Origin of the sequence: Campylobacter sp. W0066.2 (assembly GCF_024723515.1) — a bacterium.
Classification (GTDB): domain Bacteria; phylum Campylobacterota; class Campylobacteria; order Campylobacterales; family Campylobacteraceae; genus Campylobacter_D.
The window spans coordinates 132,594-146,281 of the sequence record NZ_JANQCV010000002.1; the positions used below are offsets into that span (position 1 = coordinate 132,594).

The window sequence follows — 13,688 nt, forward strand, 5'->3', positions numbered from 1 at the left end:
ATTTTACCTTTTTGCTTAAAATGGAAAATATTATAACGATAATTTAATAAATATTATTTTATAAGGAGAGTTTCTTGAAAAATCAAGAAACTACTTGTGCTTTTTTAGCGTATTCTATACCTAAATCAAAAGCTTTTGCATTTGCCTCTTTAGTTTTAGCAGGTACCATATCAAGCATAGTTTGTTTTAACGCATCAATATCAATGCATTTACTCATATAAGCAGCTATAGCTAGAGCAACAACTGATTGAGTAGCTACATTCCCTACTTCTTCTTTAGCTATAGTAATAATAGGAATTTCAAAAATTTTCCATCTTGCATAATCTTCTTTACTTGGATGAACTAAATTTGGCTCTATAACTATAATACCGCCATCACTAACACCATCTTTAAAACTATGATAACCCTTATCAGCAGTTGAAAGCATAAAACTAACTTCACCTTCTACTGCATAAGGAAAAAAGATTTCATTTTCATCAATGATAATATCAACCTTAGTTGGCCCACCTCTAACTTGAGAAGTATAAGTAGAAGCTTTAAAGGCATTACGCCCTTCTTTAATGGCGGCTTTAGCTAAAATTTCACCTGCAGTGATAACCCCTTGCCCACCTTCACCGCAAAATCTTAATTGATATTTCATTTTAATGCTCCTAAATCAACCATTCTTTTTTCTTTCAAGGCTCTTCTAACTTCTTCATAAGCTTCGCAGTATTCTGCCTTACTTTCATCTTGGTGTAAAATTCCTGTAGGAAATTTATCTGCTTTTTGCTCATAGTCTAATTGTTCAAATTTAGACTTTTCAACACAACGATTTTTAATCCAGTCAAGCATGCTTACAGCTTCGCCCATTTTATTTTTTCTACCAAGATTAATATGGCAGTTTGAAAATACATCTACAAAACTATAACCTTTGTGCGATAAAGCTTTAAAAATGATATTTTCAAGCTTATTTGCTTCTATAACATTTGTTCTTGCTACAAAAGAAGCTCCTGCAGCTTTAGTAAGCTCGCAAGCATCAAAATTTGGATCTATATTACCTGCTTGAGCAGTAACAGTGTAAAAGCCTTGTGGGGTAGTTGGCGAAGTTTGTGAATTTGTAAGACCATAAATAAAATTATTGATTAAAATATGAGTTAAATCTATATTTCTTCTACATCCATGGATGGTATGATTTCCACCAATTGCTAACGTATCACCATCTCCGCTTACTACGATTACATGTTTTTTAGGATTTGCTAGTTTAATCCCTGTTGCATAGGCAATAGCTCTACCATGGGTAGTATGCACTGTATTACAATTTACATAAGAACTCATTCTACCACTACAACCTATACCAGAAACTAAGCAAACATCATCCATATTCCAGCCAAGTTTTTGAATAGCTCTAATAATAGCTTTTAAAACAACGCCATCCCCACAACCCCAGCACCATTGTGTTGGAAGTTTATCTACTCTTAAATATTCATCATAATTAAAAGCCATTTTACATATTCTCCTTTACTTTAGCAATAATTTCACTCGGGGTTATAGGACGACCATTTGCACGGTGTAAGCTAATAAAATCATCTCTTTTACTTACTCTTTGAATTTCTTCTAAATATTGCCCCATATTAAGCTCACTTACCATAACTTTTTCAAATTTAGATACCACTTGAGCTATTTTTTTCTCAGCTACTGGATAAAGGGTAATAGGTCTAAAAAGCCCTACTTTTAAACCCTCTTCTCTAAGTCTTAAAATAGCTTCTTTAGCAGATCTTGCAACACTACCATAAGCAATGATTAAAAACTGCGCATCATCACACATAAACTCTTCATAAGTGCAAATTTCATCGGCATTATTTTTGATCTTACCAAACAATCTTTTCATATTTTTATCTACTATCGCTCCATCTTCTGTTGGAAAGCCTATATCTCCATGATGAAGTCCTGTGATATGATAACGATAACCTTCAAAGAAAGGATTTAGCGTAGCAGCTTCATTTTCCCCTGCCGCATAAGGTTTATAATCTTTTTTATCTCCCGTAAATTTTTTACGGTTAATAATTTCTAGTTCTTCTAAATCAGGTAATTTTGCCTTACCATTCATATGTCCTATGGTTTCATCTAAAAGCAAAAATACCGGAGTCATGTATTTTTCAGCTAAATTAAAAGCTCTAATAGTTTCAGTATAAGCTTCCTCTAATGAAGCAGGAGCTAAAGCTATACTTGCATAATCTCCATGTGTTGGAGCTTTTGCTTGAAACAAATCTCCTTGTGCAACTCTTGTTGGAAGACCAGTGGATGGACCACCTCTCATAACATTTACAATTACTAGTGGAATTTCAGCTATAAAACCCAAACCAATTTGCTCAGCTTTTAAAGAAATTCCAGGTCCACTACTTGCTGTCATAGACTTAACACCACTCATAGAAGCACCCAAAGCCACACTAATACCTGAAATTTCATCTTCCATTTGTATAAAAGTACCATCATTTTTTGGTAACATATGGCTTAATTCATGTGCTATTTCAGAACTTGGGGTAATTGGATAACCACCAAAAAATTTACAGCCACAATCAATCGCAGCTTTTGCTACTAAAACATTACCTGTTGATATCACTTCTCTCATTGTTTTTCCTATGCGTTTAATTTTTTATATTTATTTTCTTTAACAGCTTGTGCTCTTTCTTTGGCTTCTGGCGTAAGCTTTGCAAATTTAAACTCATCTCTTTTGGCAACAAAAATTGCAAAATCAGGACAGTGACTTTCACATTCACTACAGCCTATACAAGAATCAGGATGAACCACTTCTATCATCTGTCCTAAAACTGCACTGATTTCATCTCTCATTGCTAAAACTCCAGCTGGACAATAACTAACACAGATATTACAAGCTTTACATCTTGCTTCATCAACCCAAACCGGTGTATTTTCTGGGGTTATCATTAATATTCCTTTCAAAATTTTATTATTTTTAATGATTTTTTATTAAAAGTTATCTTTAAAACAAACTTTTTATTATAGCGAATTTATAGCATGAGTAAATATTATTTAAAATATAAAGTAAAACAAATAGGTATTTATAACGCAAAGTAACATTAGGAGTAAAAAACTCCTAAAAATTATTTATAATTATACTGAATGAGAGAATTTTCCAATGCAATTTGTTCTTGATTGTCTAATTTTAACTCCAAAATTTCAAGCACCCCATCAAGATTTATCCTTGCCATAACACCAAAAGCTTTTTCTTTTATACCGTATTCTCCATCTAAAATCACACATATTGGTAAAAATTCTCCACTTTTTAAAGCCTCTATCATCCTCACACAAGCACTTGCAGGGGCTAAATATGCTGAAGTTTTTAAATATTTTATAATTTTAGCACCACCTGTTTTAACTTCTTGTTCTATTTGAACAAGATCATGTTTATTTAACATCTCACTTAATACTTTGTTTTGAACTTTACTTTGAGATTTTACTAAAACCATGCTATCATTGTGAAAACCTATAAGCTTAGTATCTATATAAGAAGTTTTTATATTTAATTTTTTACCAACTTCATATTTAAATCTAGCATTATCCAAAACGCCTGCCATAGCAATGATTTTCTTTGATGAGAATAATTTACTTTCATAAAGAGCATCCAGTAAAAAATCTACAGGATTGCTTACTATAATAAACAAAGGATCGTTGTTAAATTTTTTAATATTATTGGCACACTCAAGCATAATTTTAGCATTAATAGCAAAAAGCTCATCCCTACTTTGACCTTCCTTTCTAGCCACTCCCGCACTAAAAATAACCACTTGAGAATCTTTTGAGTGTGCATAATCATCTGTACAAGTTATTTTAATATCAAAATTAAAAGCAGCTATACTCTGACTTAATTCTAATTCTCTAGCAAAAAGCAAATCTTTATTAATATCAATTAACACAAGTTCATCAACTAACTCTCTTAAAACCAAAGCATAAGCAGTGCTTACACCAACATTTCCTGCACCTATAATAGTGATTTTCATTTTTTCTCCTTTTTGTATTTATTTCACTAAATTAGCCGGCAATTCAAAAATATTTTTAATCAAATGATAAGGAAGTTGCAAACTTTGTGCGATAAGTTGAGTTTTAAACTCAGGACTTTCCACTGTTCCACTTAATTTAATTTGTGTACTAATTTGCCTATCCTTACCTAATATAATTTGATTGATAATAGGAACTTTAGAAATAACAGAACTTGCTGATTTTAGCGTTCTAAGCTCTAATAAACCATCCACTTGATTATTTCTTAAGTTGATTTTAACTTGACCTAGCACATCTGCACTATCACCATTAAAATTAAGTGCGTCTATCTCAAAGAGATCTTTTTTACGGTTAAAACTTATACCAGCATTTTCAACACTAAAGCCCTTTTCGTTAAAGGTAGGTGCTTTAAATAAAATTAAACTAGGTATAGTATCAATAAAGCTTAAAAGTTGTTGATGAAATTTTAAATCTTTTAAATAAGTATCTTTAAATAAAAACTTACCTTTAAAAAAATCAGTGCTATTACCATCAACATAAAGATTAAATTCACCTTTTTCAAAAACATTTTGATGCATAAAGGTGTTTAGAAAATCATCATCCATTTTTAAAGCTCTAATTTGTATTTGATTTTCTTTAAGCAAAAAATCAAATTTAGATTCATTTCTATTTGCCCAAGCTTTTAAATAATCTTTTTTAATTTTAGCGTCAAATTGATCAAAATCTAAGGTTTTGTTAAAATCTTTCAAAATCAAATCTATATTTTTCCCACTAATATTATAAGTTGAATTTTCAAGGGTATCTAAAGTATTTTCCGTATCTTGTTGTGAAATTAATAAATTAATATTATTTAAAGTGATATTTACATCATCATTGTCTTTTTGCGCAAAAACACTACCACTTGCACTGGTTAAATTAAAATCATCACCTTTTATTTTTATGCTAAAACTATCATATTCATAAGGATTGTTATCTTTATAGAGTAAAAATGATTCAAAAGTAGTATTATTAATATCTACATTAAAATCTTGAAAATTCAAAGTGTTTAAAGATAATTCCCCGCCATGTACTTTATTTTTTTGCATTAATTTAGAATAATTTTTATATTTTGCAAGTTTTTCAACATAAACAGACATACCTTGATCAAAATTTAAAGTTGTGGTAAATTCTTTATTATATAAACTAATATTTTTATCAAAATCAAGGCTTAAATCAAGAAATTTATTTTCCATTTTTAAGCTCTCTTGTGGTAGTTCTAAGTTTGTTATAAAGGTTTTAAAATCACCTTTTTTTTGCTTCAAATCAACACTTGCATTAAAATCACCATTAATCATACTACTTTGCACACTTGCATTTTGTATATCTAGCTTATCTTTTTTTAAAGTAACATTTGCTTGAGCTATCTTAAAATCACTTATATTTATATTTGAATTAATAATATTAAAACTACCATTATAAGCAATTTTCTCAGGATGATCAAAAGGAATTTTCAGTGTTAAATCAGTCTTTGCAATACCATTATTTTGTAAAAATGGTAATTTTATATCATATAAAAGTAAAATTCTATTAACCCTATAATCAGCTCTAGCATTATCACTTTTAATGCGTATATAAATTCCTGCTTTTTCATTTAGCATATTATCTATATAAATTTGGCTTTGAGCTAAATCATAATTATTAAAACGCAATTCATCATAAATAAAATCAAGTCTTTGTTTGGCAAATTCAAGCCTTACAAAAGGACTTACAATAGGATCTATGCCTTTATCTAAAACTACTTTTAAATTATTTACATAACCTTTAGCATTAATATCATTTAAATAGTATCTATGTTTTCCAAAGTCTGCAAAACCGGTTAATTTTTCTATAAAATAAAAATCAGCCTTTACCTTACCGCCCACCCAAAGAGCAAGATTAGAAGGTAAATGCACTCCATTTTCTACTAAAATATCAAAAATTTGCGAAATATTATTTGAGCTGATATTTTCTAATTCATAAGCAATCTCTTCTCTTTTGAGTGAAAATTTAACATCACTTTTTAAAAAATCACTATCAATTTTACCTTTAAAAGTATAAAATTTTGTCTTAGGATTGATAAGTAAAGATCCGACTATACTAAGGTTATGATCTTTTAAAAGAAAATCATCAATATTAGCTTGTATATTTTTATCACTAATTTTCAAATTCACTTTTACTAAAAGATTTTTACTATTTACAAAAAATAAATTATTTTTATAAATTAACTCCACGGGATAGTTATTGACAAACATTTCATCAATATTGATTTCTTGAAAAAACCAATAAATATATTTTACATCTTTGATAAGCTGCACAGCTTTACTTGCACTAGTTTCATTTTGAGTACTTTGACTTTGAGAATTTACTACGACTTTTTTTGCATTTAAAATAAGTTTTTTATCTAATTTAATATATAATTTCTCCAAATTAATAGAAGAAAATTCTAATTTTTCTATGTAAAATCCATTTTTGAGGTAAATAAACAAAGCAATGAAAAATATCATAGGTAATGCTAAAAATTTAAGAATTTTTTTAATATGTTGTGATTTGATTTTAATTTTTCTTTTATCCATTTTTTATTATCTACTTTTACCTATAAAAACAAACTCTGTAGTTTTTATACCACAAGGTTCTGTTAGCAAGATTATAACGCAATTAGATAAAAATAACTATAAAATGAGCAGTATTGATAAATATACTTTATATTTTTTGGGCCATCCACAATCTGGCTGGATAAATATAGGCACAAAAGAACTAAATAGAGCTGAATTTTTACATAAACTTACCGTTGCTAAGGCAGCACTTGAAACTATTACTTTAATTCCTGGAGAAACGACTGAAATTTTCTTTGAAGAATTAGCGCCAAAGTTAAATTTAAATGCTAAAACCTTAATGCAAGAATTTTACAAACAAAGTCCTTTTAAAGAAGGTATGCTTTTTCCTGAAACTTATAAAATTCCAAAAGGTATTACAGAAGAGCTTTTAGTAAAATATCTTTTGGCTTATTCTACAAATGAATTTAAAAAACTTTCTTATAAAATTTTTAGAGAATATAATGAAAAAAAATGGCATGAGTATATCATTATAGCGTCCATTATACAAAAAGAAGCAGCGAGTAATGAAGAAATGCCTATAGTTTCATCTGTGATTAGAAATCGTTTAAGAAAAGGTATGAAGCTTCAAATGGATGGAACACTAAATTATGGAAAATATTCTCATGAAAAAATTACTCCGCGAAGAATAAGATCAGATAATAGTTCTTATAATACTTATAAATTTAATGGCATACCAAAAGAAGCTGTGTGTAATGTTTCATTTGAAGCTATTAAGGCAGCTATTTTTCCTGCTAAAACAGAATATTTGTATTTTGTAAGAGATAAAAAAACCAATAAGCATATTTTTACCTCTACTTTAAAAGATCATAATAAGGCAATAAGAAATTAATTATAAAATTTCTCTTTGCCCTTTTGCATCAGGTTCGCTTAAAACACCTGTTTGTGAAAGTTGTTCTATGATATTTGCTGCACGGTTGTAACCTATTTTTAAGCGTCTTTGCAAATAAGAAATACTAGTTTTTCTATCTTCTAAGATCACAGCCTTTGCCTCTTCATAAAGTTCATCTAAATCTCCATCATCAAATTCACTTCTTTTATAAGCTCCATCTTGGCTATCATCTTTTAAAAAGCTCTCATCATATTCTACTACTTGTTGAGCTTTTAAAAACTCTACTATATTTTCAATTTCATTTTCGCTTGCAAAAGGTGCGTGTAAACGCACTAAACCACTCATACCAGGAGGGGTAAATAAACAATCTCCACGCCCTAGTAAGCTTTCAGCACCCATAGAATCTAAAATAACCTTAGAATCTATCTTTTGCCCTACTTTATAAGAAATTCTACTTGGTAAATTTGCTTTTACAACACCAGTAACAACATCTACTGAAGGGCGTTGTGTAGCTACGATTAAGTGAATTCCACTTGCTCTTGCCATTTGCGCTAAACGACCTATATAAAACTCTACATCCTTACCCGCAGTCATCATTAAATCAGCCAACTCATCAATAATCACTACGATAAATGGTAAGATTTCGCCACCTTGCTCTTTGATTTTTTCATTGTAATTTTCTATATTTTTAGTTTTTGCTTCAGCCATCAAACGATACCTGCGTTCCATTTCAGCTACCATATTTGATAAAGCGTTTACCGCCTTTTTAGGATCAGTAATTACCGGTGTAAGTAAATGTGGTATATCATTATAAATACTAAATTCAAGCATTTTAGGATCTATCATCATAAGTCTTAAGGTTTTTGGTGAATTTCTATAAAGCAAAGATAAAAGCATAGAGTTAATCCCCACACTTTTACCGCTTCCTGTGGTTCCTGCTATTAAAAGATGAGGAAGCTTTTTAAGATCTGTGATGAAAGGATCGCCTACTATATCTTTACCCAAAGCTATAGTTAAAGGTGAGCTAGAATTTTTAAATACCTCACTTTCTAAAATTTCTCTTAAGTAAATCGTATCAATTTTTTCATTTGGCACTTCAATCCCTACTACATCTTTACCTGGGATTGGAGCTTGAATTCTTATAGTTTGAGCTTTCAAAGCCATAGCCAAATCATCTTGTAAAGATAAAATTTTACTTACTTTAACATCTGCTGCTGGATGAAATTCAAAAGTAGTTACAACAGGGCCTGTGTAAGTTCTAACTACATCACCACCTATTTTAAAGCGTCTTAATTTTTCCAATAAATCATAAATTTTTCTATCAATCTCTTCTTCATTTATCTCACTTTTACCTTCTTTTGGCATGGTTAAAAAATCTAAAGGTGGTAAAGAAAAATCTTTTGGTTTTTCAAAATTTCCAAAGTCAAGATCTTTCAACAAGGCTTTATTTTTACTCACTTCATTAGCGATAGAATGGTGTGTTTTGTTTTCTACTACTTCCACTATAGGCTCTTGGGTAATCTCAAATAGAACTTTTTCTTCTTTAACTTCATTTTGTACTTCTTCTACTACAAAAGGGCTTTCATAGTTTCTTTTACTTCTTAGTTCTTCTATACTAACAGGCTTAGCAAAATCATCTTCACTAAAATCTAGCTCTTTTACTTCATTTTGCGGGATAAAATCCTCATCTTTAAAATCTTTCACCCCTAAAAAGCTAGTTTTGTTTTGAATTTTTTTAAACTCAGCTTCTTTTTGTGCTTCTATGGCGTTTAATTCTTCAATTTTTTTAAAATCCTCATTAAGCTCTTCTAAAATTTTTTCTTTTTGTAAAGCTTTGTATTCTTCTAGTAATTTAGCTTTTTGTAGCATTTGCTCACGCTCTTTAAGCTCTTTGGCAAATAAAGAATTTTCTTCTATCACTTCTTCTTTGTTTTCATTTAAGTCCATATTACGTCTTTTATAACTTGGCTCATCTAAATTTTTACTTTTTAAAGTTTGAGTATAAATATCTTCACTATTATTTTTATATTTTGACAAATACTCTTCAGGGGTCATTTCATCTTCCTTTATATTTACTTGACTAGCTTTTTGAGCAAAACTTGCAATAGGTTCTGAAAGCTCATGAATATAACTTGAGCTTAATTTTTTATCCTCTTCGCTAATTATCACTTCTTCTAATTCTTGATTTTTCAAATCTTCAAGATTGAATTTTTTATTTTCTTGAGTCTCTTGTTTTGATAGATCTTCCTTTTTAATGTGCTCTTCTTTTTTCTCTTTAATTAAAAGCTCTTGCTTAAGTTTTTCTTGCTCTTCTTTGGTTTCATTTTCATACTTATCACCACCAAAAAAGCCAAAAATTTTATTTTTAATTAAAGTTTCGAGTTTTAAATAAAAATCAAAATCAAGATCTATTTTAAATACTTCTTTGATAATTTGCGGAAAAGAAATACTAAAAGCAAAAGCTAAAAACAAAATCACCAAGATTAAGCTACCTATTTTTCCAAAAAGTCCATCTAAAATCACAAACATAGCAGAAGCTATATAACCTTTATCTTGCAAAAATATTGAAGCAAAAATAAGCGAAGCAAAAATGCAAGTAAAGATAGCTACACTAAATCTACGCTCAATAAGTTCAAAGTTATAATCATTTTTATATAAAAGATAATTAAACCAAAAAAAGACAAAAGGATAAAATTTAGTCAATGATCCAAATAAAAAATAACTAAGTTTTGCTAAAGAATACCCTATAATACTTACTAAAGCTTGATCGGGTATCAAAGCACTTAGACAAAAATAAAAAATAAAAACATTAGAAATGATAAAAATAGCTTCTTTTTTTATGATACATCCTTTTATAAAGAAAAAAGCTATTATATCAAAAATTATAAGTAGTTTAATAAACTCATTTGAGAAATTTTAGAAGTAGCCGAAAGCATAGCTTGATAAGATACCATAGTTTGCATAAATTGCATATAAGTTTGTCCATAATCAGCATCAGTTACTCCGCTTTTTATTGAAGCAACATTGACATTTAAAAAAGTCATTCTTTTATTTGTTTCTTCTATATTATTAGTGTAAGCTCCTATGGTTGTTTGCATTTTTCTAACATGATCTTGTAAATGATCAATCCTTTCTAATGCACCTTGTAAACCTGTATTTCTAGGATCACTTCCTTCTGAATCAGCCCTCATACTACCATTTAAAACTGCATCTATCATCTCATCCAAATCTTTAATCAAATCAATATTTGGATCATCGATAGTTAAAGAATTATTTGCACTAAATACAAAACCTGAACCATTGCTTACTTCTCCTGCTGGGGGAAAGCCGCTATTTGAATTTGAATCTTTAATGGTAAGACCTATATTTGTATTAGTTGAAAACTTATCGGTAATACTTATACGGCCTTTATAGTCCATACTAACATTAACAAAATCTTTAGAATCACTTATATTTTGTTGAATAGTTTGAAAATCACCATTATTTATTGTTCCGTTTGCATTTGCATTGATTGTAGTAGTCGGTACTTTATCACTTGCAAACATACCTATAATATCATTTAATTGACCATAAGTAATATCCTCAGGTCTTGTTTGCATACCTACTGAAGTTCCTGTTGCTTCATTATATTGAGAATGGGTAATAGGAAAACTTATAGTTTTAATAGGATCATTTGGATCTTGGTAGCTAACTTTGGAATTTTCTAAGTCTATTTCAACCTTGTATTTTTGACCACTTTTAGAAGTAATCTCCATTTCAAGTTTTTGGCCTTTCATACTTCCATCAGCATTTGCTAAAACTTCACTAAGTTTTGTACTATCGGTAGCATACTCACTAGTACCTTTAATCACTTGAGAAACATTGCCAAAAACAGTATTACCATCTTTTTCAAAAGGTACATCAAAATCAGCTCCATTGGTTTTATTACCATTGATATTACTTTTTATAAAATCTGTTTTGTGTATATCTACAGTAAATTGCTTGCCATTTACCTCAATAGTAACTGGACTTTTGGTACTATTTAAATCTCCACCATGCGCTGCTTGCATAATACGATTGGTAACTTCATCCATGCTGATACCTTCAGCTTTAGCAGCTTCGCTTAAATCTTTAATTTGCTCTGCATCTTGAAGCTGTGGTGTCATAGCAACAGCATGAAAATCTAAAGAACTACTTCCTTCTTTTAAACTCTTTATTTCTATTTGGCCACTATCATTTAATGCAACTTTAACAACCTCATTCCCCTCTGTATTGCCATATAATTTTCCAATATTTTCTAAAACATCTTCAATTTTAGCATCAGGATCTATATCTAAAGTAGCCTTGAAACTTGTACCATCAGGTCTGACACCTTGAATATACATAGATGAATGTGGAAAAGGAAGTTTATCATCATAACTATCACCAAAATGCTCATCTGGTTTAAGTTCTCCATTTTGCACATAGTTTTGACCTATTAAGTGTGAAAATTTAGACTCCCCTGTTAAAAATTCTTTTTTATCTGGATAACGAGCATCAGTGAAAGAAACATTTGTTGAGATAATCTTATTGATATTTGAATCAGGTTTAAAAAATAAATCCCAACCAGGTATATTATAAGGAATTTGAGTACCAGCACCACTTACTACAAAAATATTATCTTTATTACCAGTATAATTTCCATATTTATCAAAAGGCATATTAGCACTATTTGACCCTGCAAATAAATACTGCCCATTAATACTAGTATTTGCAATATTTACAATAGAATCTCTTACAAGTTTGAGTTCTTTTGCTATAGCTTCTCTTGATTCTTGAGAGTTACCATCGCTTGCAGCTTTTGTTAAGAGTGTTTTAAATTTTTCCAAAAGCTCAGTGATATTTTTTAAAGCCGTATCAGTATTTTTTGCCATTTCTTGTGCTGCTTGGGTTCCTTGAATAATCTGACCAATATTTGCCATCTCATATTCTAATCTTGAACCATTAATATAAACATTTGCATTTTCCCAAGAATGCTGAATAAGCTGACCTGTTTGCAATTGCAAATTATATTTATTAAGTAAAGACTGACCATCCGTGTAATTTTGTATAGAAGTGTAGTAGTTATACTGATTACTAATTCTCATTGTTTTGCTCCGCAAATAAATTTTTAATTATTTACAAGCAAAAAAAGTTCCAATTTTAAATATATTTTAATTTACAATATAAATATTTTTATATTGCTTTAATTTTTTTTTAGTATAATTTCACATTCTATGATTTTTAATTTAAAATCTTAAAAAAGCCCGAGTGGTGAAACTGGTAGACGCGCCAGACTCAAAATCTGGTAAGGGCAACCTTGTGTCGGTTCGAGTCCGACCTCGGGCACCATTACTTTTCAAAGTGTTTTCTAAAATTTTTAAAAAACTCAGGGAGCGGTTTTGGTAGCGGTTTTTTCTCAAAAATTAATTCTTAACACTCCATATTAAAATAATATAATTTATCATTATAATCTAAAAAAGAAATTCATTTTTATAAAAATATTTAAAAAAGAATAAAATAAAAATACATTTTACTTTTTTATATTCAATTGCTAATTCATTTTCTATTTCTTTTTTTATTATAAAGAAGACAGTATAAACTAAATACATTATAATTTATTTATTTTATTCATAAGACTTAAAAATTAGTTAAACCATTAAAACATATGAAATTTTATAATTATTAGTATTGGTAAAATAATGGTTTCTCGGCTTTTTCGGTTTTTTGCTTTTAGGATTAAGCAAAAATTATTTTATATACATCTTAATCTTTTTATCAAAAATATAAAAAAATTATTTTAATTTAAAATTATTATAAAATTATACTACTTAGTATTTTTAAGCTAGCGATTAGCTGGAGCTGCGATCCTTTTTATATTTTAATAAATTATAAGGAGGTGATCATGATTGATATTAAAATAAAAATTAATCTGATTTTATCTTTTTTATTTTTTATAAAAACTAAAATTTTATTAGTTGGATCACTAGCTTAAAAATACTCTCATTTTTTCTTAAAATATATCTTCATTTTATTAAAGTTATAAAAAATATCCAAAAAATACAAGTTAATTTTTTCAAAAAATCTTACCTTTTTTTGTTTTGATAAAAAGTTTAGTAAAATGGAAATTTTAAGCTGTATTTTAAAGCTTTCTTTTTGGAGTTTTATAGGTTAAAATTTATAAAATAGCCCATTTTAAGATAATCACTACTCTGTGCTAAGCAGATATACCA

Annotated in this window: 8 protein-coding genes, 1 tRNA gene and 1 pseudogene; 2 read left to right on the top strand and 8 right to left on the bottom strand. The window is 29.0% G+C overall.

Annotated elements, in window-relative coordinates; translation table 11 throughout:
* Positions 1-82: 82 nt before the first annotated feature.
* From CAMP18498_RS01535 to CAMP18498_RS01560, 6 genes are all read right to left on the bottom strand, one after another.
* Positions 83-640, bottom strand: a complete 558-nt coding sequence (locus CAMP18498_RS01535) for a 2-oxoacid:acceptor oxidoreductase family protein (RefSeq protein ID WP_337197008.1) — start codon at positions 638-640, stop codon at positions 83-85.
* Entirely contained in the window at positions 637-1,482 is an 846-nt protein-coding gene (locus CAMP18498_RS01540) for a 2-oxoglutarate ferredoxin oxidoreductase subunit beta (RefSeq protein WP_039618372.1), read from the bottom strand. Before CAMP18498_RS01540 ends, CAMP18498_RS01535 begins: the two co-directional genes overlap by 4 nt.
* A 1-nt stretch (position 1,483) precedes the next feature.
* A complete protein-coding gene (locus CAMP18498_RS01545; RefSeq protein ID WP_337197010.1) occupies positions 1,484-2,608 on the bottom strand; it encodes a 2-oxoglutarate synthase subunit alpha in 1,125 nt (374 codons plus the stop codon).
* A gap of 8 nt (positions 2,609-2,616) precedes the next feature.
* Positions 2,617-2,925 (bottom strand): 4Fe-4S binding protein, encoded by a 309-nt coding sequence (locus CAMP18498_RS01550; RefSeq protein WP_412175402.1) that lies wholly within the window; start codon positions 2,923-2,925, stop codon positions 2,617-2,619.
* Positions 2,926-3,101: 176 nt separating this feature from the next.
* Complete coding sequence (locus CAMP18498_RS01555) at positions 3,102-3,998, bottom strand: malate dehydrogenase (RefSeq protein ID WP_337197012.1); 897 nt, start codon at positions 3,996-3,998, stop codon at positions 3,102-3,104.
* A gap of 18 nt (positions 3,999-4,016) precedes the next feature.
* Complete coding sequence (locus tag CAMP18498_RS01560) at positions 4,017-6,518, bottom strand: YhdP family protein (protein WP_337197014.1); 2,502 nt, start codon at positions 6,516-6,518, stop codon at positions 4,017-4,019.
* Here CAMP18498_RS01560 and mltG point away from each other — a divergent pair.
* Positions 6,505-7,458 (top strand): endolytic transglycosylase MltG, encoded by a 954-nt coding sequence (gene mltG / locus CAMP18498_RS01565; RefSeq protein WP_337197016.1) that lies wholly within the window; start codon positions 6,505-6,507, stop codon positions 7,456-7,458. The two genes, CAMP18498_RS01560 and mltG, sit on opposite strands and share 14 nt — an antisense overlap.
* Here the strand turns inward: mltG and CAMP18498_RS01570 are convergent.
* Both CAMP18498_RS01570 and flgL read right to left on the bottom strand, forming a co-directional pair.
* A pseudogene (locus CAMP18498_RS01570) lies at positions 7,459-9,387 on the bottom strand (DNA translocase FtsK); the annotation flags it as partial.
* Between the two features lie 953 nt (positions 9,388-10,340).
* Positions 10,341-12,563, bottom strand: a complete 2,223-nt coding sequence (gene flgL / locus CAMP18498_RS01575) for a flagellar hook-associated protein FlgL (protein ID WP_337197018.1) — start codon at positions 12,561-12,563, stop codon at positions 10,341-10,343.
* Positions 12,564-12,720: 157 nt separating this feature from the next.
* Between flgL and CAMP18498_RS01580 the strand changes: the two genes are divergently transcribed.
* Positions 12,721-12,807, top strand: a tRNA-Leu gene (locus tag CAMP18498_RS01580).
* Positions 12,808-13,688: the final 881 nt, after the last annotated feature.

Bases quoted from the DNA above. Each gene is read 5' to 3' on its own strand.
- CAMP18498_RS01545 (WP_337197010.1), bottom strand. From the start codon at position 2,608: ATGAGAGAAGTGATATCAACAGGTAATGTTTTAGTAGCAAAAGCTGCG.
- CAMP18498_RS01560 (WP_337197014.1), bottom strand. From the start codon at position 6,518: ATGATATTTTTCATTGCTTTGTTTATTTACCTCAAAAATGGATTTTAC.
- CAMP18498_RS01550 (WP_412175402.1), bottom strand. From the start codon at position 2,925: ATGATAACCCCAGAAAATACACCGGTTTGGGTTGATGAAGCAAGATGT.
- CAMP18498_RS01535 (WP_337197008.1), bottom strand. From the start codon at position 640: ATGAAATATCAATTAAGATTTTGCGGTGAAGGTGGGCAAGGGGTTATC.
- CAMP18498_RS01540 (WP_039618372.1), bottom strand. From the start codon at position 1,482: ATGGCTTTTAATTATGATGAATATTTAAGAGTAGATAAACTTCCAACA.
- CAMP18498_RS01555 (WP_337197012.1), bottom strand. From the start codon at position 3,998: ATGAAAATCACTATTATAGGTGCAGGAAATGTTGGTGTAAGCACTGCT.
- flgL (WP_337197018.1), bottom strand. From the start codon at position 12,563: ATGAGAATTAGTAATCAGTATAACTACTACACTTCTATACAAAATTAC.
- mltG (WP_337197016.1), top strand. From the start codon at position 6,505: ATGAAAAATATCATAGGTAATGCTAAAAATTTAAGAATTTTTTTAATA.